Genomic DNA, 23718 nt, shown 5'->3' on the forward strand with positions numbered 1-23718 from the left:
GGATGGGAGAAAAACAACGTTTTTCTCCCCCCTTTTTCAATCAGGAGGTTTTTCATCATGAACGGTCGTATTCATTCCATTGAGACAACAGGTATGGTTGATGGACCCGGGATCCGATATATGATCTTTACGCAGGGCTGTCTGTTGAGGTGCCAATACTGCCATAATCCCGATTCATGGGACAGAGAAGCAGGAACCGATATGTCTGTTCAGGAGTTGATTGAGGACATCAAGAAGTACATCCCTTACATGAATGCTTCTGGTGGCGGAGTTACTGTGAGCGGCGGCGAACCGCTTTTGCAGGTCCCTTTTTTGACAGCATTGTTTACGGAACTGAAAAGCCTTGGGGTTCATACCGCCATTGACAGTTCAGGCGGCTGTTATTCCAACCAAGATGCATTTCAGTCAGATTTTCAACAATTATTGACTGTAACAGATCTGTTCCTTGTCGACTTGAAACAAATGGACGATGCAAAACACCGTGATTTGACAGGTGTTTCGAATCGCCACATCAGGATTTTTGCGGAAGACTTGTCAAATCGCAATATACCCGTTTGGATTCGCCATGTTCTCGTCCCAGGGAAAACAGATGAGTCCAAAGATTTGCATGATCTCGGACAGTTCATTGCGACCTTGAAAAACGTCGATCGAATTGAGATACTTCCTTATCACAGGATGGGTGTTTATAAATGGGAAGAGATGAATCTTGATTATCCTCTCGGAGATACGGAAACCCCAAGTGCTGCAGAGACTGAAAAGGCAAGAAATATCATCAGACAATACAGTGGGAACGTGCCGGTCTATTAATATCTTGCTATCTGTATAATCGTACGAAAAGTAATCCCCTCCAACTGATGTGCTGGAGGGGATTTTTCATGCCTATTGTCATCAATGATTTTATCCAAATAATTTACTGACTGACTCGTTATTGTGAATCCTTAAAAGCCCTTCACCGATCAAAGTAGCTACAGAAAGCACAGTAATTCGCTCATCCTGCTTATCAGGAGCCTGCTGAATGGAATTTGTAATGACTACCTCTTTCAGTTCTGAGTCCCTGATGCGCTCAATGGCCGGTTCACTGAGTACGCCGTGAGTCGCGCATGCGTAAACTTCTGTTGCACCAAATTCTTTTAACGCGACAGCTCCTGCAGTTATCGTTCTGGCAGTGTCGATCATGTCATCGATAATGATCGCTGTTTTTCCTTCGACGTCGCCAATAATGTATTGGCCAAGGACCATTTCATCTTTTTCGGTGCGCTGTTTGTCTATCAGCGCAATTGGTGCATCAAGCTCATTTGCCAGTTTACGGGCTCGGGCAGTTCCGGCGTTTTCCGGGGCCACTACCACGACATCATTAAGCTGTTTTTTCTTGAAATAGTCCGCAATCAACCAATGTGCCTTTAACTGATCGACAGGAATGTTGAAAAAACCTTGAATTTGAGCCGCATGGAGATCCACTGAAATAACTCTGTCCACACCGGCTGCTTCAAGCAGATTGGCAATCAGTTTAGCCGTGATCGGTTCCCTGGACCGCGCTTTGCGATCTTGTCTTGAGTAGCCGTAATAGGGAATAACTACGTTGATGGATCTCGCAGACGCCCGTTTTAATGCATCGACCATAATCAGGAGCTCCATCATAAATTCGTTACCCGGTTCAGCGGTGGACTGAACTAAATATGTATCCTCTCCCCTGACGGTTTCATCAATAACAATCTGTACTTCCCCATCACTGAATCGTTGAATCGAACTGTCCCCAATGGGAATACCCAGGTAATCAGCAATCTCCTGGGTCAGTGCCGGATTGGAATTGAGAGTAAATAATTTCATGTGTTCTGTACGGTTCTGTTCCAAGTTTGACCCCTCCACTAATTATCATTCACAGTTTATTTTATCACAGAAATCATCAGCTGCGCTCCTGATTTTCATCGTCTTCGAAAAGATCCACTGTATATGAAACAGGGTCTGCAGAGATGATTTTTTTATCCTGTTCTTTTAACAGAAATACTTCTTCATCTTCTGATAACATCATCCTTAATACAGGGTTCTCGGGATCATGCTCATCGAGGTCGACCACGATGCAGTCCATCCCTCCTTCAAGCGTCACAACCCCACCTGTCGGATAAGGGACAAATACCTGTTGGAAGGTTTTTAAAGCACTGGGTGAGTATTCTTTCAAAAAATCTTTCACCCGCCAATAAAACTGATGGACATGAAATGAACCGTCTTCCATATTATTAAAAAACTCAGAGGTGATTTTTTCCACGATAATACCACTGCGTTCTTTGATATCCGAAAACATTTCTTCATGAAACAGATAGATGTCTTCCTCTACAGATGCTCCCTGAAGAATCATTTCAAGATCTTCTTTAGTTCTGACCGATACATCGGATAACAGTCTTGTTAATCCGACATTGGCTTCGGGTTCAGGATCCTCGTTTTCATCAAACAGATTTTCATAAATGAAATAAGCAGTTCCTGTTGAAGTGAGACGTTTCATTTCCTCTTCGCCTAACTCCGTGTTTCGTTCAACGAGACACCGCCCATAATCATCTTGGATATCGTATTTTGTCACCATACCAATGGCTAAATCATGGAGCGCAATCATTCTGTCATTCATCCTGGTCCCTCCTGTACAAACGCCAACGTTATATTCATCATATCAGAAAAAAACAGATTAAGCGGGATTTTTCACTGATGAGTCAATCAATTGTAACCTGGAATGTCCTCTTTGAACTGGGAGGATGGGACAGAAAGACCAACCCGCCGGCTTTCTCCTTCAATGTAAGTGGAAACCGTCGCATATACGACAGCAATAACTTCACCGTCTTCATTAAAAACAGGTGAACCGCTGCTTCCCCGATAAACAGGTGCATCGAGCATCAAAGGCAAATCGCTACGTGAAGAAGCTGCATAGTCTCCCAAAAGCATGCCTCTGTTGGCGATAAAGTTAAAGAATAGCGGATTACCTATAAATACGATGTCATCACCTGCAGACCATTCTTCTGTAAAGCTTAATTCATGATGTTCTTTTAATGACTCCGCTTCAAGCACGGCAATATCGAGTTCATCATCTGTATAAATGATATCCGTCTGATACGCGCTCCCGTCTTCGAAAGTGACGATGGGATGAGGATCTCCGCCTGCGATGACATGTTCATTTGTAAGAATATATCCTTCTTCACTGTTATACACGAAGCCTGTTCCTTTCGAATTCCCTGCCCGCACAACCACCACAGCGTTTTGCAATGTCTGAATCTCTGGATCCTGCGACAGTTCACGGGATACCTGTACAAACTCCACTGCCGGAAGATTGAACAACTGCGGCCACATGGCGAAAACATTCAGAAGCAGTGCAACAGTAACAACTCCTGCAATGAGAAGTTTCATACCCCGCTTCACTTTTTTCTTCGGTATATTCTCTTTTGGTTCCGGTGGATTAAACCACTCTTCTTTCGTATAATATCGTTCCCCATCATAGAACAGTTCTTCTTTTTTCTCCCTCTCATCGTCAGAATCGTCACTTTCGTAATCCGTCATATCTTCCTCAGGTTGTTCATCTGACATCTCTGATGAATGATTGTTTTGATCTTTCATCGGCCTCACCCCATTTTAGAAAAAGGTGCTCCTCTTGTAGAGAAGCACCCTCATTGTCAATTCACGTCGTTTAAAAGAATCAGGATTTCGCTTTTTCCCTGTCTTTTTTCATTTGTTTACTGCGCAGTTGCCCGCATGCTGCATCAATATCTGATCCTTGCTCATGCCGGACTCCACATTGAACCCCGTTTTTCATTAATAGGTCATAAAAGGTTAGAATTGCACCTTTCTCACTCTGCTTGTATTGAATATATTCATCAACCGGATTGTAAGGAATCAGGTTAATATAGGTCAATTTTTTCTTATCGCGAACGAGTTCTGCCAGCTCTTTGGCATGTTCGGGTTTATCATTGACGCCGTCGAGCAGGATATATTCAAGTGTGATTCGGCGGTTTGTCTTTTCAAGATAGTAATCAATGGCACTCATGACATCCTCGATCGGTTGGCCTTTGTTGATCTTCATGATGCTTGAGCGCAAATCGTTGTTGGGCGCGTGGAGAGAAACAGCCAAATTCACCTGAAGGTTCTCATCAGCAAATGCACGGATTTTCTCGACTAGACCGCTTGTTGATACGGTGATGTGTCTGGCACCGATTGCAAGGCCGCGATCACTGTTGACGATTCGGAGAAAGCTCATCAGGTTGTCATAGTTATCAAACGGTTCCCCGATGCCCATGACAACAATATGACTGACACGTTCTTCCGTCTGTTTGTCATCCATATCAAACTGAACCTTCAGAATTTGTTCCACGATCTCTGCACTGGTTAAATCCCGGTCTTTCTTAAGAAGTCCACTCGCACAAAAGCTGCAACCGATGTTACAGCCGACCTGCGTTGTTACACAAACCGAGTTCCCATAATCAAATTTCATCAAAACCGTTTCAATCAGGTTGCCATCAGACAGCTTAAACAAAAATTTCTTTGTTCCGTCTTTAGATTCCTGTTTGGAATGCAGTTCGAGTGATTCGAGATAAAAATGATCTTTAATCAGTGAAATGGTATCTTTTTTTATATTGGTCATATCATCAAAATCACGAATCCGTTTGACATAAAGCCAATCCCACACCTGTTTCGCACGGAACTTCTTTTCCCCTTTACCTTCAAACCAATCTTCAAGTTCATTAAATGTTAATCCATAAATGGACGTTTTATTCATACTAACCCTCTTTCCTTCAGTTTTCCTCATCGAAAATCATACTCGCAATCCCGGCCTTATGCAAGTTAAACCTGTTCGGAATCACGTATTTTGTTTATGTTTGCCTTTTTGGTTGTCAGCCAGACGCCGAAAATTACGCCGGCGGTACCTGCGATATGATGGGTGGTAATGGACTCACCCAACCAGAGAAATGCTCCAAGCATTGTAAAGACAGGCAGCAGATTTAACATCACAGAAGCTCTTGATGCACCAAGAATCCCGACTGCTTCGTTGTAAAAGATCAATGCAATCAATGAGGGAAACAGTCCTAAATAGACGAGGCCGAGCCAATGCTCACTGCCTCCTGATAATGAAGGCACACCGATGATCGCCCATTCAACGAGCATTACAGGGAATAAAACAATAACAGATATACCGGTCATCACAACAAGAGCAGCAAAAGGTTTGAAAAAAGCCATATATTTCTTCACCATGATGGAATAAACTGACCAACAAATGATAGCACCGGCCATAATAAAGTCTCCAGGGTTCCACTGCATACTTCCCATCGTAAATAACTGACTCCCGAGCACAACATAAATGGCACTTGCAATAGAAAGGACGGTACCGGCAATGGCGCTTTTAGGGAGGCGCTCTTGAATCAACAGCGCTCCAAGAACAACGGTCAGAGCCGGTATCACGGTTTCAAGGACTGCAACGTTTGTGGCGGTAGTAAATTGCAACGATCCGTAGATAAACGTATTAAAAAATGTGACCCCTGATAAGGTCATCAGCAGGAATGGCCCTTTCATGGACAAAAATACATGGCGGGAATGCCATGCCTGCCTGATTGCGAGCGGTGCAACAAAGACAAAGGCCAATAACAGCCGAAAAAAAGCGATGGTTACCGGCGGTAAATCGTTAATGGCTTTTCCTACAAGAATATTCCCTGAATAAAAGATAGCAACAAAAATCATGAGTATATAGGCTTTGAGCACGAAATCAGTCCTTTAACCGGATGGATCCATGCATCCGGCTATATAATCAACCACCATTATAACATGCACGCCAAAAAGAAAAACCCTTCTGCCAAAGGATAGGCATCAGGGTGAAAATCAGAATCAGATTGTGTTTTTAGCAACTTTTTTCAACGCACGGCTCAGGACTGCCCTGATATTTATTTTTCACCGGGCAAAGGTGATAACCGGATACGTGATACCCTTTCTTCGAGAGCAGTTTGCATGAAAGATTGACTTCGACGCGATCATTTGCGACGATAACCACCTCTTGCGGCATTTCTTTGGGATAATGCCTGTTCAAATATGCCAGTGGCACATTGAATGCTCCTTTTATTGGAGATTTCTCGGCATCCTGATATTCCCTTATGTCGAGTATCCAACGACGACCCTCAACAGCTTCCGGGATTTTGTTCAGAATATCCACTTTTGCCGGTGGGAAGTAACGCTGATATACAAAGATAACTGCAATTAGTAAAATTACCAAATATACAAAAGTCATAGGTGCACCCCTTTATAAACGTCTGCCATCAATCATATTATACCCTTTGTGGTATAAAGTCAATCACAGTTGCTTCCGTTCACAAATCGTTACGAATTACCCGATTTTTTACGCTGTAAGTCTTTCCATTTTCGCTCGACCTTTAATCTAGATGCTAAAATATCTTCCTGATCCATTTCTATCATCACGATTTCGAGGCCGGACAGCGTTAATTGAAGCCAGGAACCTTTTTGAATGGCAATCGGAATGTATGCACAATCGATCGTCCACTCTTTCGAAAGGCTTTTCGCATGCAGAACTGCATAGTTGTCCGTTAACTGTTCTACGACCGCATTTACTTGTCTCATGATACACGCCCTCCAGTTCTATACTTGTAATCGCATGAATGGATTCTCATAGATGTCCTGCCAATGTTCGGATTGCTCAAACATGGCAGCTGTCTGCAGCAATAGATCTTCCCGGCCACGCGGGGCAGTAAATTGAATGCCCGCAGGGAGTCCCCCTTCTGATCTGGCAATCGGTAATGAAATGGCGGGTTGACCTGTGAGGTTTGCAAGTTGGGTGAACGGCGTGCGCTCAAGGCTGTCATGGATCATTTCATCAATCAGATCAAACCGGGTCAAAAGCTTTTGTGCTCTTAACCGGCTTACCCACTCGATCAGTTTTTCTTCTTTTTTACTGATCGCCAATTCCCCGATTTTGGCAGGCCCCATTGCTGTAACAGGTGTCATAAAAAGATCATAGGATTGATGGAAATTTGCCATTTCGATTGCTGCTTCATCCCAAAAACGCAATCTCGTTACAAATTCTTCTGCAGTGACAGTTTGTCCAATTAAATGTAACAGCCATGTCACCGGCTCAACTTCCTGGCGTTGGACAGCCTGGCCTCTCTCTCTGCCGATTTTAGTAATCGTCGCAGCGGTTTCTCCAAAATACATCGTCATATAACTTTTTGCAACTGCATGACCGTCAACAGGCAGAGACACTTCTTCCGCATGATGGCCCTCCTTCTCAAGCCATTTTGCTGCATTCCAAACACTTTCTCTGATAGTGGTGTCCACTTGACCGCCAATCGGTGAATCTGTACAGACTGCAATACGCAACGCTCTCTTTAAAGGTGTGCGAATGACGTCATGGTATCTTCCGTTGAATTCAGGTGCCCGAAAAGCCTGAGTCTCTTCCGGTCCCGAGATTTGATCCAAAACAAGCGCTGTGTCTCTTACGGTTTTGGTGAGAACCCCTTCTTGAGAGGCTCCTTGCCAATTTCGTCCGGTTCCCGGTCCGACAGGCGTTCGTCCCCGGGTTGGTTTCAACCCGACCAATCCGCAATAGGAAGCAGGAATACGGATGGATCCTCCTCCATCATTTGCGCCTGCAACCGGCACCATTCCAGAAGCAACGGCTGCAGCAGAACCTCCGCTGCTTCCGCCAGGGGTTACTGTCAGGTCCCAGGGGTTTTTCGTCGGCCCGTACATCATCGGTTCCGTGACAGCGAGAAGCGAAAACTCCGGAACGTTTGTGTGTCCCATCGGAATAAATCCTGCCCTCAGGATACGGTTGGTATATTCAGCACTGGTTATGCTTCTGTTATTTCTGAGCGCATATGAACCCGAGGTGAGGCGTTCCCCTTTAAGCGCCTGTCCCATGTCTTTTAATAAAAACGGTACACCTGCGAATGGACCATTTTGTTCGGCATCCTCCCTGATCTGATGGGGTTGACGTAATGAGACAACGGCATTCAGTGCCGCATGCAAACCGTTTATTCGTGCATAGGCCTTATCGACGACCTCGTTAACCGTTACCTCGTTCTCTCTAAGATGAGTTACCAGTTCAACAGCATCCATGTGCGCATATTCGCTGCTTTTCATCTTCATTCACTCCCATTTGATTGGTATTGTCGATAATGGTTTTAATCCATTATCAGTATAACCGATTTTAGCAAAAAAAATGTAAACGTTCACAATTTAGCCATAGACTTTTCTGAATTTTCAGGTATAATGTAGTTATAGACATTAAGTTCACAGTTTCAGAGACTCAGCCATAAGTTGGTTCCGTATATCCGCACTCCTTTCAAAACACAATCGTCGATTTGGCAACCGGAATATCGCCACAATAACAAGGTGGAAAAGATTATGTTTATTCGGTGCCTCATCAAAAATCGAAAGCGTTTTGAAACGATCTGCACTGTGATTTGGAACGAATATCTTGACCAGTCATAAAGGGAATAGGTTCAGTCAGTTTTAACAACTCCGCTGTGATCATGAAATCCCCGGAGCTCTGTAAGTAACCAATAACTGACCGGAAATAAGTGACTGCAAGTCAAGGTACTCAAGAAGAATTCAGGGCAGAAAAAAGAACCACGGAAACAACACACTTTTCACCTAATCCGTGTAAAAGATTGTTACCGTGCCTGACCGGCCAGCTGAGATTATGTAAGAAAAGTGACATGGTTGAGTCCCTGAAGCTGTGAAAAAACTGCCAAATTTCAATTGGCAGTTTTTTTATGTTTTTCCCTGTCACTGCAGACTTGGACGTTCGTCGTATCATGGTTTACAGTCTATTAGCTATTAATGGACGTCAAATGGTGTACAGCTCTCCATAAATGATATTGCACACGATCAAGCCACTGAATTCCCTGGATCATGTCAAGGCCCTCCTCGACCCGCTTTTCTTCTCCTGCAGCTTTTTCAATCAGGACTTTGCGTAACTCTTTACGCTGTTCAGCAAGATAAAGAGCGTTTGCTTCAGTCTCTTCAATAATCTCATTGATGTATACAGATTCCATGCTTGAAACAGCTTTGGCATTTTCAATCAGACTTCGCTTCAAGTCCGTGAATGGATCTGCTTGTGAGACACCCTGATAACGCTCATTACTGAGATGAAGGTTGTTTAACAACCGCTTCGTATGATCGATCACATGAATCAGCGCAAGTCTTCGTTGATACTCCTCTTCCCCTGCAGGAGGCTCGGAACTTGATAAATCAGACAGAAATTGTTCTGCTGAAGTGAGGCCCTTACGTATACGTCCAATTTCCACCCTGTGATTTGAAGTGAATTCACCAGACTCGACCACCTGTGCCGTGAGAGAAGCACTGTCTTTTACGATCGCATGAAGTGCTCTGTTAACGGCTTCAGTGGCAACAGGTCCGATTTCTGCCACGCTTGCGTCCAGATATTTTGTATAGGTATCCTGTTCGTCTGAATCTCGGACAATCGATTTAACGAGCTTCAAAAACCATGGGTAAATGAATAAGATGACCACTACGCCGGTAATATTAAAAAGCGTATGGAATAGCGCAAGCTGAATAGACACTTCCGTTATGCCTGCCCACGCAGATGCATACAAAACCACGTCCACCATGATATTCAAGGAAAGAAACGCGATGGCACCGGTCAGGAGATTAAAGAGAATATGAGCAGCGGCAGTCTGTCTCGCAGGTGTTGAAGCACCAATTGATGCTATCAGTGCTTTTACTGTTGTGCCGACATTTTGTCCGATTACAAGCAGTGCTGCCTGATAAAAGTCAATTGTACCGGTATGCAGTGCCGTAATGGTAGTCACAACCGCCGCACTTGAAGACTGCATCACGACCGTCATCAGGATACCGACAGCGATTAACAGGATCATCCAAAGACCTCCATCACCTGTCCAGCTGCTTAAATCAAATCCATCAGCAAATCCGCTCATCCCTGATTGTAATGTATCGATACCGAGAAATAAAAAACCGAATCCAATTGCGGCAAACAACGGTGCTTTATATCGCTGTCTGGTCAGCACATTGATCAGGACCCCGCCGCCAATCAGCGGCATGGCAAGTAATGTCATATTGATCTGAAATCCGATAACAGATACGATCCATCCGGTACTCGTACTACCAAGATTGGCACCGATAATGACTCCCGCAGATTGACTGAATGTCAACAGCCCGGCACTGACGAATCCAATCGTCATAAATGTTGTTGCGCTTGATGACTGGATCAAAGCAGTAACAAAAGCTCCGGAAAAAATGGATCTGACAACACCTCCAGTGAATTTTGCAAGAAGGTTTTTTAAACGTTCTCCGGCGATTTCTTTTAAGCTCTCTGTCATCAGCTGCATACCAAACAAAAAAAGCCCGATTCCTCCCAGGATCAACCCTGCAGTCTGCATATCTTCACCTGCTTTTTTAAGTGGTTACATTTCTTTTCTGTTACTCACTTCTGTTTGAAAAAGGTAGCCTGCGCCGGCAACTGACAAAAGCAACAGGAGGACAGAAGGAATAATGAATCCCTCTTGGTTCAAGATAAACAGATGTCTCCCTGCATTTATAATAAGCAGCACAATCAGTATCACTGCAAATGACCGTTTCAATGATCTCACTCCCGTTTTTATGGTTCTTTCAGTATAGCATAATCGGATCGGATTTAAGGACATGTAAGAGACCGCTATGAATTTTTCATAACGGTCTCTTTTCTTTCTCTTTTTGTTGAATCCGATCAGCGGTTTGCCTGTGCAAGTTCACCGGCGGTCTGATAGGATTTTTGCAGTATTTGCAGAGGATGGAGGGTTTCTTTGTCTGTCAGCTGATCAAGCTGATTTTTACACATCCCGCATTCAGTCACAGTCTGGTCTCTTCCCAAATCAGCGATCGCTTCACTCATTTTCCCACCCATTTTCATGGAGTATGAATACTTCTCTTTTTTGAATCCGAATGTCCCGCACTGTCCGCAACAATCAGCCCCTGCATCACTGATCAGATAATCAGGGATCTGTTCAAGGACATCCATAGCAGGATTCCCCATACTTTGACCTTTCATATGACAAGGGGCGTAATAGGCGGCAGATTCGCCAACAGGAGCCAGGTTATTATTAAATTCGCCATTATCCATCAAATTTCGCAAATATTCATTGGCGTCATAGACGGATTCGGAAAGCCTGTGCGCTTCAGGTGTATCAAGGTAGTGAAGGTATTCTTTTTTGACAGCCATGCTGCAGCTTGTACACGACATGACGATGTCATATCCTTCATCCACGTAGCTGAGAAGAGATTTCACATTGTAATTCGCGTTCTTTTTCCCCTGTTTCATTTGGCCGTTCGCAAACATCGGAACACCACAGCATTTCTGGTCGGGCATGGCAACTTCAATCCCGTTTGCAGAGAAGACATCAACAAGGGCGTTACCAATATCGGGATTGTTGTACGTTGTGTAACAGCCGGCAAAATACGCCACTTTCCGTTCGGTATCTGCCGTTTTCTTTTTATATTGCTTCTTAAAGTGATTGAATCGGTATAGAGGAAACTGTCGTTCCGCCTCCATACCCATCACTTTTTCCATGATGATTCTTGCAGGGCGTATTTTCATGACAGTGTTTGTGACCGGTGCAAAGGCACTCGCGGCTTTACCGACATACTCGGCGTGACTGAGTACAAAATCCCTGAACTTGGTCCCCTCTGTCTCTGCCTTAACTGCTTTTAAGGATGCAGTTAATTCTGCAACGTGCACGCCTTCAGGACATGTGACATCACAAGTGCCACAGAGCGTACATAAATCAATGGCAGGGTCGAGGATAAACTCCTGTTGAGATGTAAATCTTGCCAGTTCAGGTCCGAGGTGCTTCGGTCCGCCAAAATCATTCGTCACTGCAGAAACCGGACACTGGACCGTGCATGCATTACATTTCAGACAGGGGTTAAAGTCCGTATCATACAGTGCTTGCATGTTCAACACTCCCTTCTAATACCGCATTCAGTTGATCGCAGGATGAGGCGCTTGTTGTCAATGCATAGATGCCGCCAATAATTCCAAAGGGTATCGGCGTTGATGCTTCGAGGCGGCCTGCATCAAAATAATTGTTAAATCGCTGTTCATTTTCACCATTCACCTGATTGAGCAGCGATCCGTTTCCGGATGCGCTGATGAATGCGCGACCTTTTATTTCGTGTTTTCGATCGCCGGATTGAACATTCATGGAAGTGATGGTGTTCCCCTCAAGGTTGAAGGATTGTACAGCCGTATTCTCGAACATTCTGACACCGGATTTTACGGCGAATCGTTTTAAAGACTGATACAGTCTCACAGCCGTAGCGTTCGGAGGAAGGCCCGGTGCTTCTGTTAGACTCATTTTCAGTGCTTGCTGTACGTTCTTCATCACCTCTTGGTGTTTATGAAGTCCAAGAACAGAAGGCATAATAACCTGATCGACTGAAGAGAGATTCAGAGATTGGATGGCTTGCTTTATTTTCGAGATGATGATCTTTCTTTGATCAGGCTGGTCCATCATTTGTGCAATATCCACTTGCGACACTCCGCGAGCACCTTCCACTTGCAGGGAAATAGTTGTTGTATGAACAGTGAGTGAAGGTCTTTCCGTCAGAAGGTTTCCTTTTACATAGCCCGGTACAAAATCCGTTAACTCTTCGAATCCGACAATGACCACGGTTCCCTTTGATACAACAGGCTTCATGGCCTCCGGATAGAGAGAAGTCCACTTGATATATCCGGCTCCCGTAACAAACGGCAGTGTCTGTTCGGTTGATCCCAGATAAGGCAGGTTGACGTCTTCCATAAGAGAGAGAAAACGTGAAATGGCTGCCTGCACCTCTTCGTGGTCCAAGTCTTGCTGCAAATGCATTTGCCATGTGGAGTAGTCTGCATTCTGGCCGGGAATAAAGTCCATTACTCCCGTGGATTGAAGCAGTTTTCCTGTCCCTTTTGCCACCAGCGCTGTCCGGTATCCTTTCTGTCTCATGTAAATGGCACTTAACAGACCAGTCAGTCCCTGTCCGGTGATAACTGCATCATACATGAACGTGCCCTCCTTTCGGGATGCCGAGTGAAATATGATAAATGGCATCCATCATTTCCTGCTGACGATCCGTTTCTGTATCTTCAATGACGGCCATACCTTTTTTACGCCCGCTTAGAGCCTCCATCAATGCAGATTCCGCATTCTCCGGGCTCACAAGTCCTTCTTCAACGGCCAGTGCTGCAGCACGTTTATGACAGTATGATCCTTGGCAAGGTCCCATACCGAGTCGTGTCCGTCTCCTGATGTCTCCAAGGTGAAAGGGCTGGTCATCGGGCATGGCAGCTTTGATCTCAGCCCAGGTAACCTGTTCACATTCACAGATGACGGTTCGTCCACGTGCGGTCTTTAAATATTCCTCGATTTGAGACTGTCGCCTTCCTGACCAGTCTGAAGTCTTCTTTAGTGCGGCTGTGTGAACTTGAATTGAGGATACGGGCTGATGGCGTTCCGTCATCGCTTCTTCATGTGTGGAACAGGTTTCGGCGGATCCACGCTTCTCGCAGATCAGATCCACGGTCTTTTCAGCCATGTAACGGAAGGTCGTCAGTTTTCCGCCTGTTATTGTGATAAATCCTTTTAAGCCGTCTCTTGCCTCATGATCAAGCAGTGCCATTCCCCGTGTCACGTTTCGTCCTGACGCATCATTTGTTCCCTCGTCCTGATACAAAGGCCGACTTCCTGAGAAGGCTCGTATCGTCCGGATTTCACGTATATTTGGAATCAGGGCCGCTCCCTCATCGATCATTTGTCCAATTTCTGTTTTATCAAGAGAAAAATCATCAGGCGATTGAACGTTTACTCCTGTCGTACCAAAAATTGTCACGTCGCGTGCCGGTACAAAAATGTCCGCATCTCCAGGCATTCGCAATCGGTTGATTACCTGACGGTTAATTCGCTGGTTTAAGACGGTTAATGTCCCTTTGTTGTTGATCAGTTTCATATCAACACCCGCCATGTTGGCAACTTTTTCTCCCCATGGACCTGCGGCGTTAATGACAAAATCTGCAGAAATATTGATCTGTTCTCTATTGTAGCGGTTTTGAACGGTCAATCCGTTTACCTGCCCATTCGTCTGATGAATATCGATCACTTCATGATAGCGAAGAAGTTCAGCTCCGCGCATGATGGCATCCTCAACGGTATCAATGACCAGCGTGAAGGGGTCCACTGCTCCATCCGGTACACGGAAAACCGCTTCAGCTGCAGGATTGATATACGGTTCCTCTTTCAATGCTGTTTCGAGAGAGATTTCCTCAATCGGTATTCCAACCCGTGCACAGGCTTCCACCCACTGTTTGACGTAGGCATCATCGTCACCCGGCACTTTCACAAATAAACCGCCGCTTTCTTCCACGGATCCTTTGGCGATTTTTTTCAGAATCAGATTTTCGGTGTAACTTTCAATGGCCGCCTCTTCATCACGTACGGCATATCTCGCACCAGAGTGAAGAAGCCCGTGATTTCTTGAGGATGTTCCATGAATCAAGTCTTTCTGTTCGATGAGGATGCAGGGAATACCTCTCATAATCAGATCTCTGAGGACTCCGGCTCCGGTTACACCGCCACCGATGACAACCGCTTCTGTTTTCATGTTCTTCATCTTTATTCAACCCCTTTTATTTGTCACTGACTGGCATTTGATGATGCTTGAATGGCGAATGAAGCAAGACATCGGGTTAAAAAATAACAGCCATAAAAACCCGCGTAAAAGAAACGGATTTTTATGGCTGCCTCATATTCTCATGCCACGAATGTATTATATTGTTACGTTTAGGGTAACACAAAGCTCTGCAGCCCTGCGCCTTATTCTCCGAACATTTTGTGAACACCCGTCTTTCAGATCAGATTCCTTTGCAGGAAAATTCAATCAGCCTGTCGAATGAAAGCGTAGAGCACATAAAATCAAATGAAGAGGTGAATGAATGTGACAGACAAAAAAGTCAAATACGGGATTTTGAGCACCGCTAAAATTGCAGAAACACAGCTCGTGCCCGCATTAAAGGATGCCAAGAATGCCGAGCTTTATGCTGTTGCCAGTCAAAGCGGGAAAGAACAGGCTGCCGCAACACGATGGGGTGCTCCCTTTCATTACGACAACTACAGGACGCTTTTAAAAGATCCGGATATAGATGCTGTCTATATTCCTCTTCCCAATTCCCTGCACCAGCAGTGGGCAATAGAGGCTATGAAAAATGGAAAGCACGTGCTGTTGGAGAAGCCTGCGGCATTAAAAAGTGACGATATCATTGCGATCAGTGCCGCTGCAAAAGAATTTAAGGTTCAGTGGATGGAAGCATTCATGTATCAGTTCCACCCGCAACACGTCTATGTGAAACAGCTTTTGAAGGACCATAAAATTGGAGAGGTGAAGCGTTTCAGATCCCACTTCAGTTTTCTGTTGGATCTTGAATCCGATAATATCCGTCTGAAAAAATCCCTGGGCGGCGGTGCCTTGATGGATATCGGCTGTTACAGTGTGCACGCTGCCAGGGACCTTCTTCAAGAAGAGCCAATAAAAGTTTTTTCCAATGCAAGGAAACTGTCGAACGACAGTGTGGATATTTCGTCAAGTTCAATCTTGACCTTTGAACATGTTGATGCTGTCATTGATTGCAGTTTCGCCGAACCGCCTTCAAATACGTATGAAATCATAGGGACGGAAGGAAGTATATCTGTTCCACATGCATTTCGTCCGGATGCAAGTCCGGATGGCGGGAAAGGACGAGTCATTGTCAAAGACAGATCCGGTTCAGTCGTTGAAGACGTCTTTTTTGAAGGGAATGCCTATCAGCTGCAGGTGGAGCATTTTTCTGACTGTATCTTAAACCATAAAGAGCCTATTTATAATGGTGAACAGTCTTATAATAATATGCGCATCATTGAAGCCCTTTACCAATCTCAAGGTTAATTGCATGACTCAGGAACAAAAAAATGGCTGTGACCGGTGATCCGGTTACAGCCATTGCGATACAACAATATAGAGTCCTGCCAGGACCCAAAGATAGACGCCGGGTCAAACTGCAGGCAATCTGAACCTGCTTATTTCCGGTTTGTCGTCAATCCCTTTTGGAATTCCTCAATTCCCTGCGCGAACGCAGGACTGATTGTGTTTGTCGTCCATGCGTATCCCTCCTGACATCTCCATTATACCCTATTAGGTATGAGGGCGCAACATTACACGTCCATTTCACCTTTCTGTCCGTTTAGCGTATAGCTCGCTGTGATGTCGGCGTTGAGCGTGTGTGAGACTGAACAGTACTCATCTTTGGACAGTTTAATTGCCCGGGCGAGTTTCTTCTCCGGAATGTCACCATCTAAAATGTAATGAATGTGAATGTGCGTGAATTTCTTTGGATGTTCTTCCGCACGTGTGCCTTCCACTTCCGTTTCAAACCGCTCGGGTTCAATTCTCATCTTGCGTAAAATAGAGATAATATCGATCGCCGTGCAACCTGCGACTGCCTGAAGAAGAAGTTCTGTCGGTCGCGATCCATTGTCTTCTCCTCCAATGGTTGCCGGTCCGTCCATCTTCACTTCATGCCTTGAAGGGTTTTTCCCTAAAAAGCCCATTTTTCCTGTCCATGTTGTGGTTGTTTTCATATTCGATCACCTCTGTCGTGTATTTCAATCCTCACTGTTCAGTATAGCCGTAATACCTTCGTATGAAAACCGTTGAGACTTAAAGACCGGAAAACTAAAGGTGGATTTTACTGATTTTTTTGATTAGAATAAACGTAGATGTCTGATGTCTTATGATGTTCGTAGCTCAGAATACATGATCAAAAGAAAGGAGGAAGGCAGGGAGTTGGTATCTTCAACAGTCATTTGTGTCTATGCTGTTTACTCAGTCAGTTGCGAATGAACCTTGCCATAATTTATGAACAAAATTGCTGTTTTAACAAGCGGTGGTGATGCACCCGGGATGAACGCAGCGATTCGAGCTGTAGTCAGTGCCTCTCACTATCATGGTATCGAAGTATATGGTGTTTATCGCGGTTACAAAGGATTGATGGATGGGAGCATCCAGCCATTGACGACGGAATCGGTGGCCGGGGTGATCCACAAAGGAGGAACCATTCTCAAATCAGCAAGGTCAGAGGAATTCAAACAACCTGAAAACCGGCAAAAAGGCATTGATCAGCTCCGTTCTCTGGGGATCAAAGGACTCGTAGTGATTGGTGGAGACGGCTCGTTTATCGGTGCACAAAAATTGGCTGAAGAAGGCATTGCCACTATTGCCCTTCCTGGCACCATTGATAATGACCTTGCCTATACGGACGAAACAATCGGTTTTGATACGGCTGTCAATACGGTACTCGATGCGATCACCAAAATCCGTGACACCTCCTTTTCCCATGAAAAACCAACCATCATTGAAGTTATGGGACGCTATTGCGGTGATATCGCATTGTATGCAGGGATTGCCGGTGGTGCAGGTACAATTATTATCCCTGAAGAAAAGGGTACGAAAGATCAGATGATTGAACAGATCAGACAGGGACATGAAAAGGGCAGTCTTGATCATATCATTATGCTTGCCGAAGGGGTTCAGAGCGCCTCTTCCCTGCAAAGCGAATTAAAAGAAAAATACGGGATCAGTAGCAGAATCAGCGTTCTCGGTTTCATTCAGCGCGGCGGAGACCCTACATCCCGTGATCGCATTCTTGCGAGTCGCATGGGCGTGGAAGCGGTTGAGCTATTGAAAAACGGTCATTCAGGAAGAGCGGTCGGGATTCGGAATAATCAGATTTACCACCTTTCAATCAGCCATGCGTTAAAGAAAGAGAAAACGATTGATCAGTCTATGTATCATTTGACCAATTTGTTATCTTTATAGGAATAAGAGCTTTTGTTACGTCAGCTGCATTTGTTTACAGAAATAAAGCACCCCTGAGGTTTGTTTTCCCGGGGGTGCCTTTTGATGCGATTTGAACTGTTATGAAATAACAAAACTGGTGATATATACTTTTTCCACATGCATTGAAGGAAATTGCTCTCTGATCCCATCCTCAATTCGCGCTTCTAGTGCTTCTCTGCCTGATTTACCACTGATGCTCGAAAGATCGAAATCGGATATGGCATTCGAGATGATCCAATCTATCACTTTTCTGCCGTTGATGAGAGATTGTCTGTCTCTCGGATCAGATAGTTCAATGGCAAATGTGCCTCTCGCGATATTGCCGTCACCCATCATATAAATTCTTTCTTCTGTACTGTATGTGCGGTCCCTGACATCATCCGAAGCCAGAAAATTCTCACCACCAAAGAAAATGAAAAACAGGCCGGCAACGATTGTTACAGCTGTGATTGGTACGACAATCGTCCACACTCTTGTTTTTTTCTTTCCCTTGTCTGATCCCTTTTTTTCTGCTTGTTCATCGGATTCTGCCATGCTGTTCACCACCGTGTCTCTTCTCTGTATCTAATCATATCACTATTGGCGGCAGAATAAAATGCGTCGGCTTATAATAGCATGGCAGCGATCCAGCCAAATATCAGTAATGGAATATTAAAATGAATAAATGTCGGCACAACGGTATCCCAAATATGATTATGTTGACCGTCTGCGTTCAAGCCTGCAGTCGGTCCCAACGTGCTGTCCGAAACGGGACTGCCGGCATCCCCGAGTGCTCCGGCTGTTCCGATTAGGGCGATGGTCGCCAATGGTGAAAAACCAAGAGACATGGCAAGCGGAACAAAAATAGCTGCCAAAATCGGAACTGTTGCAAAGGATGAACCAATCCCCATCGTGATGAACAGGCCAATCAGAAGCATCGTAATCGCAGCAAGCCCCTTTTGGTCACCAATCCATTCTGTCGTCCAGGCTACGAGACTCTCGACATGTCCCGTTTCACGAACCACTTCCGCAAACCCGCCTGCTGCAATCATCACAAACCCGATAAAGGCAAGCATTTTCATCCCATCAGTAAGGAGCGTATCCGTTTGCTGAAGGGAAAAGGTCCCTTTGACATGGAGAACAGCGAAATAGACATATAAAATGGTCAAGCCTGTGAGCACCCCGAATATCATCGAGTCCGTTGCAACCTGTGCAACCAGGAGTGTAATAATCGCGAGAAGGGCAGTCATGATTCCGGGTGTTGTTATGTGTTTGTCTTCCTCATTTTGCAAGGCAATATCACGATCCTCATAGCTTCGCTTTTGCCGGTACGTTACGAGAATGGCAATCACGAGACCAACCACCATCCCTGCCACCGGAATCCAGAGAGCCTGAGGAATCATTGAAGATTCCACTTCAAGGCCACTTGCAGCCATATTTTCCTGTATGCTGTTGTGGAAGATTGCCCCGTATCCTGCAGGTATGAGAATGTACGGTGCTTTTAATCCGAACGTCAATGCCGTTGCTGTTGCGCGGCGGTCCATCATCAACTCGTTAAATACTTTGAGCAATGGCGGGATGAGAACTGGGATAAAGGCGATATGTACGGGAACAAGGTTTTGGGAAAACGATGCAATAAGGGCGATGAAAAACAGCACAAATACTTTTGTCATCGTTTTTTTACGGCCTTCCCCTTCTCTTCCAACAAGTTTTATGGCCATTTTCACCATCAGATCAGGAAGACCCGTGAAATTCAGTGAAATGGCAAAGGCCCCAAGAAGCCCGTAGCTGAGTGCAATGGACACATTTGTTTCAAGACCGGCTGTAAAGATGTCAACAGTTTCGGTGATGGACATACCGGCAGTCAGTCCACCTGCAATTGCTCCTGCAGCAAGTGCGAGAACCACGTGAACCCTCGATAGACTCAACACAATCATAATCAGTACGGCAACAATAACGGCATTCATCGTTCATTTCCCCTTTAGTCCTTTATTATAGTAAATCGATAGTGTGCAAAAACGTAACGAGCATATCAAATTTCTGCAAACCTGTAAAGGACGATCTGATCACTATTGTGCTAGCCTATGTCCATCCCCCCCAAAAAAAAAGAAACTGCAATCCGGAGATTACAGTTTGCCAGTCATTTGTTTCTTGTAGCGTTCAAAGGCGGATACAAGGCTGTCCGTTACAGGCCGGATATCCGGATAGTGGGTTTCGCCAAAAGCCCGGACAGGGAGCACTTCCATCGTTGTGCTGGTAATGAACACTTCGTCTGCCTGGCTGTATTCATTCACATCCACTTTCGTTTCATGCACCGTTACACCTAGCTCTTTTGCCAGTCGGATCACAACGTCTCGCGTAATGCCATGTAAAATATCCCGCTCTGGCGGATACGTGTATAACGCTCCATTGATCACAGCGAAAATATTACTTGAGGAGCCTTCTTTGACGATTCCCTCGTCGACATAGATGCTTTCATGACATTCTGATTCTTGTGCTTTTTGTTTGGCCATGACATTCGACAGCAGATTTAACGATTTAATGTAACAGTTTTTCCATCTGTCTTCTTCAACGGGAAGGAGTGCAGCCCCTTGTTTTTTCAGGTCCGCTGATACAGTGCGTGCCTCTTTAATCACCATAGCCAGTATCGATTCCTGAGGCTTGGGGAATGCGTGATTTCTCGGTGAGTTTCCGCGGCTCACTTGCAGGTAGATCTCTGCTTCAGGGATTGCCGCACGTTTGAGACCTTCATTGATTAAGGCCGTCAGTTCCTCCCTTTGAAAGGGCAGAGGCATACGAATCGCCTCTGCACTCCTTTCAAGTCTGTCGAGGTGAGCATGATACTCAAACGGGTTTCCTTCATAAACCCGAATGACTTCATAGATCCCGTCACCAAACTGGTGTGCGCGGTCCTGGATGGGAATGGCTCTGTCGTTCACGTCTATAAATGAATCCTTGTAGTAAGCGATATGTGGCATGATCGGGTCCCTCCACTGCTCAGTTTTTTAATTCGTGAATGCGGGCCTGAACTTTTTCGCGCTGTTCGAGATAATCTTGTTCCTTCGCTTTTTCAGCGTCGACGACGTTTTGAGGTGCTTTTGCGACAAACCCTTCGTTTCCGAGCTTCTTTTGAACCCTTGTCACCTCATCATCCAGACGTTTTAACTCCTGTTCAAGGCGCTTGACTTCCTCCTCGAGATCCAATAAGCCAGCAAGGGGCATATACAGCTCGACGCCGGAGAGGACAGAGCTCATCGATTTTTCCGGTGCAATGAGGTCAGTGGCCATATCGAGCTCACTTGGGTTACAGAACTTCCGGATATATGCTTCGCCCCGTTTCAGTTGATCCAGCACGGCAGGATTGTTCGCATTGATTTTTAGTTCAATCCCTTTACTTGGTGCCACATTCAGTTCTGAACGCGTATTTCGTACGGATCGGATGATCTCCTGGATCAGCTCCATATCCTTTAATGACTGCGGATGGGCAAGACCCTCCGAAGCTTCGGGCCACGGGGCAATTGAGATGGAATCCCCCTCATGCGGTAAATGCTGCCAGACTTCTTCTGTGATAAACGGCATAAACGGATGCAGGAGTCGCATCGTTCTGTCGAGTACATAGGCAAGTACGGAGCGTGTTGTCTTTTTCTGCTCCTCATCGTCTCCGTTCAGTGGCAATTTCGCCATCTCGATGTACCAGTCACAGAAGTCGTCCCAGATGAAGTTGTACAGAGCACGTCCGACTTCACCGAATTCATAGGCATCTATGAATTTTGTCGTATGTGCGATGGTGTCATGCAAGCGGGTCAGGATCCACTCATCGGCAATGGTTTTCCTGCCGGTAATATCGATCTCCTCGTAGGTCATGTCTCCGATATTCATCAAGGCAAACCGTGATGCGTTCCAGATTTTATTTCCGAAGTTCCAGTTTGCTTCGACTTTCTCCCAGAAGAAACGGAGATCATTGCCCGGGGTGCTCCCGGTACTGAGGAAGAAGCGGAGTGCATCCGCCCCGTACTTGTCGATGACGTCCATCGGGTCAACGCCGTTTCCGAGTGACTTGCTCATCTTACGCCCTTCACTGTCACGGACAAGTCCGTGGATCAGGACATCTTTAAAGGGTCTTCTTTCGGTAAAGTGCTGTCCTTGGAAGATCATTCTCGCTACCCAGAAATAAATGATGTCATAGCCAGTGACAAGGGCATCAGTAGGGTAGTAGCGATTAAAATCTTCCGCTTCTTCATTTGGCCAGCCCATTGTCGAGAACGGCCAGAGTGCCGAACTGAACCAGGTGTCAAGGACATCTTCGTCCTGTTCCCAGTTCTCAGCGTCTTCCGGTGCTGTTCGTCCCACGTACAGCTCACCGGTCTCTTTATGGAACCAGGCCGGGATTCGGTGTCCCCACCAGAGCTGCCTTGAAATACACCAGTCCCGGATATTCTCAATCCAATGGAGGTAGGTTTTTTCAAATCGCTCCGGAACAAAATGGACCTTGTCTTCCCCTTTTTGAAGTTCAATGGCCTGCTCTGCGAGTGGCCCCATTTTGACAAACCATTGCGTGGACAGATACGGTTCAACAACGGCTCCGCTTCGCTCAGAGTGACCGACACTGTGAGAATGGTCTTCAATCTTAAAGAGCGTTCCGTCCGCCTGCAAGTCGGCGACGAGCTGCTTGCGGCACTCAAACCGGTCCATTCCTGCATATTTCCCTGCCCGTTCGTTCATTTTCCCGCCTTCATCCATGACGAGAACCCGTTCAAGATCATGACGGTTTCCAATCTCAAAGTCGTTTGGATCGTGGGCAGGTGTGATCTTAACTGCTCCTGAGCCAAATTCCATATCGACGTAGTCATCGGCAACAATTTCTATTTCTCTTCCGACAATCGGAAGGATCACTTTCTTTCCGATCAGGTGCTGATACCGCTCATCTTTTGGATGAACGGCCACAGCCGTATCCCCAAGCATGGTCTCAGGACGGGTTGTTGCAATCTCGATCGATCCTTCCCCATCCGCAAGCGGGTAACGCATATGATAGAACGCGCCCTGCACATCTTTATAAATGACTTCAATATCAGACAGGGCCGTCTTCGTATCAGGGTCCCAGTTAATAATGTACTCTCCGCGGTAAATCAGACCTTCTTCATAGAGGCGGACGAAGACTTCTTTGACAGCTTCGGATAATCCGTCATCAAGGGTGAAACGTTCCTTGGAATAGTCAAGAGACAGGCCCATTTTGGCCCATTGGGAGCGGATGAATCCTGCGTACTCTTCTTTCCACGCCCACGACTGCTCCAAGAACTTCTCCCGTCCTAGATCGTGCCGTGATACGCCTTCCTCTCTCAGTTTCCCTTCGACCTTGGCCTGGGTTGCAATGCCGGCATGGTCCATTCCGGGGAGCCAGAGTGCATCATATCCCTGCATACGCTTCACGCGAATGAGAATATCCTGTAACGTTGTATCCCATGCGTGGCCAAGGTGCAATTTCCCTGTGACATTCGGTGGCGGAATGACGATGGTATAAGGTTCTTTGTTTTTGTCTCCTGTCGCTTCGAAATACTTTCCCTTCACCCAGTAGTCATACCATTTGGCTTCTGTTGCTGCCGGGTCATATTTGGGCGGCATGTTGGTTTCCTGATTCATACAAAATTCCTCCTATGGTCATAATAAGCTTCATGTCAAAACGTAATGTGCGGGCAAAGCAGCTGTTCACACCGGCCTGTTGATCATACAAAAAAGTCTCCGTCCTTCTGATAAAGGACGAAGACTGTTGTCTCGCGGTACCACCTTTGTTTATACGTCACTTATACAGAAACGTATACACTTTCGGCACGATAACGGTGCTCAACC

General features: G+C 45.7%; 20 protein-coding genes and 1 other annotated feature (1 of these 21 only partly in view). Of the genes, 3 read left to right on the forward strand and 17 right to left on the reverse strand.

The annotated features are described in order from the left end of the window. Positions 1-57: 57 nt before the first annotated feature. Positions 58-807 (forward strand): pyruvate formate-lyase-activating protein, encoded by a 750-nt coding sequence (pflA, locus tag BSEL_RS10175; protein WP_013172918.1) that lies wholly within the window; start codon positions 58-60, stop codon positions 805-807. 90 nt (positions 808-897) lie between these two features. Here the strand turns inward: pflA and BSEL_RS10180 are convergent, their stop codons facing one another. From BSEL_RS10180 to glpA, 12 genes are all read right to left on the reverse strand, one after another. Beyond that, a complete protein-coding gene (locus BSEL_RS10180) occupies positions 898-1851 on the reverse strand; it encodes a ribose-phosphate diphosphokinase (protein ID WP_013172919.1) in 954 nt (317 codons plus the stop codon). Positions 1852-1903: 52 nt separating this feature from the next. Continuing rightward, entirely contained in the window at positions 1904-2617 is a 714-nt protein-coding gene (locus BSEL_RS10185; protein WP_013172920.1) for a hypothetical protein, read from the reverse strand. A gap of 86 nt (positions 2618-2703) precedes the next feature. Further along, entirely contained in the window at positions 2704-3594 is an 891-nt protein-coding gene (locus BSEL_RS10190) for a S1 family peptidase (RefSeq protein WP_041581894.1), read from the reverse strand. 79 nt (positions 3595-3673) lie between these two features. Beyond that, positions 3674-4750: a 23S rRNA (adenine(2503)-C(2))-methyltransferase RlmN gene (rlmN, locus tag BSEL_RS10195; protein WP_013172922.1), complete on the reverse strand. Its 1077-nt coding sequence runs from the start codon at positions 4748-4750 to the stop codon at positions 3674-3676. Between the two features lie 65 nt (positions 4751-4815). Then, entirely contained in the window at positions 4816-5727 is a 912-nt protein-coding gene (locus tag BSEL_RS10200; RefSeq protein WP_013172923.1) for a DMT family transporter, read from the reverse strand. A gap of 136 nt (positions 5728-5863) precedes the next feature. Then, positions 5864-6247 carry a rhodanese-like domain-containing protein gene (locus tag BSEL_RS10205; RefSeq protein ID WP_013172924.1) on the reverse strand — a complete coding sequence of 128 codons (384 nt, stop codon included), beginning with the start codon at positions 6245-6247 and terminating at the stop codon, positions 5864-5866. Between the two features lie 89 nt (positions 6248-6336). Beyond that, positions 6337-6594, reverse strand: a complete 258-nt coding sequence (locus BSEL_RS10210) for a hypothetical protein (protein WP_013172925.1) — start codon at positions 6592-6594, stop codon at positions 6337-6339. Between the two features lie 18 nt (positions 6595-6612). Continuing rightward, on the reverse strand, positions 6613-8115 hold the full coding sequence (locus tag BSEL_RS10215) for an amidase (RefSeq protein ID WP_013172926.1): 1503 nt from the start codon (positions 8113-8115) through the stop codon (positions 6613-6615). 692 nt (positions 8116-8807) lie between these two features. Continuing rightward, positions 8808-10397 (reverse strand): Na/Pi cotransporter family protein, encoded by a 1590-nt coding sequence (locus BSEL_RS10220; protein ID WP_013172927.1) that lies wholly within the window; start codon positions 10395-10397, stop codon positions 8808-8810. A gap of 326 nt (positions 10398-10723) precedes the next feature. Then, the gene (locus BSEL_RS10225) at positions 10724-11947 is read right to left on the reverse strand and encodes an anaerobic glycerol-3-phosphate dehydrogenase subunit C (protein ID WP_013172929.1); all 1224 of its coding nucleotides are present in this window, start codon (positions 11945-11947) and stop codon (positions 10724-10726) included. Then, complete coding sequence (locus tag BSEL_RS10230; RefSeq protein WP_013172930.1) at positions 11931-13034, reverse strand: FAD-binding protein; 1104 nt, start codon at positions 13032-13034, stop codon at positions 11931-11933. The genes BSEL_RS10225 and BSEL_RS10230 overlap by 17 nt, the downstream gene beginning before the upstream one ends. Then, the gene (gene glpA / locus BSEL_RS10235) at positions 13027-14637 is read right to left on the reverse strand and encodes an anaerobic glycerol-3-phosphate dehydrogenase subunit GlpA (RefSeq protein WP_013172931.1); all 1611 of its coding nucleotides are present in this window, start codon (positions 14635-14637) and stop codon (positions 13027-13029) included. The genes BSEL_RS10230 and glpA overlap by 8 nt, the downstream gene beginning before the upstream one ends. A 318-nt stretch (positions 14638-14955) precedes the next feature. Here glpA and BSEL_RS10240 point away from each other — a divergent pair, with 318 nt between their 5' ends. After that, positions 14956-15945, forward strand: a complete 990-nt coding sequence (locus tag BSEL_RS10240) for a Gfo/Idh/MocA family protein (RefSeq protein WP_041581896.1) — start codon at positions 14956-14958, stop codon at positions 15943-15945. Between the two features lie 266 nt (positions 15946-16211). Here BSEL_RS10240 and BSEL_RS10245 read toward each other — a convergent pair whose 3' ends face one another. Continuing rightward, on the reverse strand, positions 16212-16637 hold the full coding sequence (locus BSEL_RS10245) for an OsmC family protein (RefSeq protein ID WP_013172933.1): 426 nt from the start codon (positions 16635-16637) through the stop codon (positions 16212-16214). Between the two features lie 277 nt (positions 16638-16914). Here BSEL_RS10245 and pfkA point away from each other — a divergent pair, with 277 nt between their 5' ends. After that, positions 16915-17874, forward strand: a complete 960-nt coding sequence (pfkA, locus tag BSEL_RS10250; RefSeq protein ID WP_013172934.1) for a 6-phosphofructokinase — start codon at positions 16915-16917, stop codon at positions 17872-17874. A gap of 99 nt (positions 17875-17973) precedes the next feature. Here pfkA and BSEL_RS10255 read toward each other — a convergent pair whose 3' ends face one another. The 4 genes from BSEL_RS10255 to BSEL_RS10270 all read right to left on the reverse strand — a co-directional run bounded on the left by BSEL_RS10255 (position 17974) and on the right by BSEL_RS10270 (position 23511). Then, entirely contained in the window at positions 17974-18429 is a 456-nt protein-coding gene (locus BSEL_RS10255; protein WP_013172935.1) for a flagellar basal body-associated FliL family protein, read from the reverse strand. A gap of 71 nt (positions 18430-18500) precedes the next feature. Then, a complete protein-coding gene (locus BSEL_RS10260) occupies positions 18501-19841 on the reverse strand; it encodes a Na+/H+ antiporter family protein (protein WP_013172936.1) in 1341 nt (446 codons plus the stop codon). A 159-nt stretch (positions 19842-20000) separates the two neighbouring features. Beyond that, positions 20001-20852 carry an aminotransferase class IV gene (locus BSEL_RS10265; protein WP_013172937.1) on the reverse strand — a complete coding sequence of 284 codons (852 nt, stop codon included), beginning with the start codon at positions 20850-20852 and terminating at the stop codon, positions 20001-20003. A gap of 19 nt (positions 20853-20871) precedes the next feature. After that, positions 20872-23511: a valine--tRNA ligase gene (locus BSEL_RS10270; protein ID WP_013172938.1), complete on the reverse strand. Its 2640-nt coding sequence runs from the start codon at positions 23509-23511 to the stop codon at positions 20872-20874. Positions 23512-23621: 110 nt separating this feature from the next. Next, positions 23622-23718: a binding site (T-box leader), on the reverse strand (it continues 147 nt past the right edge of the window).

Source organism: [Bacillus] selenitireducens MLS10, assembly GCF_000093085.1.
GTDB lineage: Bacteria > Bacillota > Bacilli > Bacillales > Salisediminibacteriaceae > Salisediminibacterium > Salisediminibacterium selenitireducens.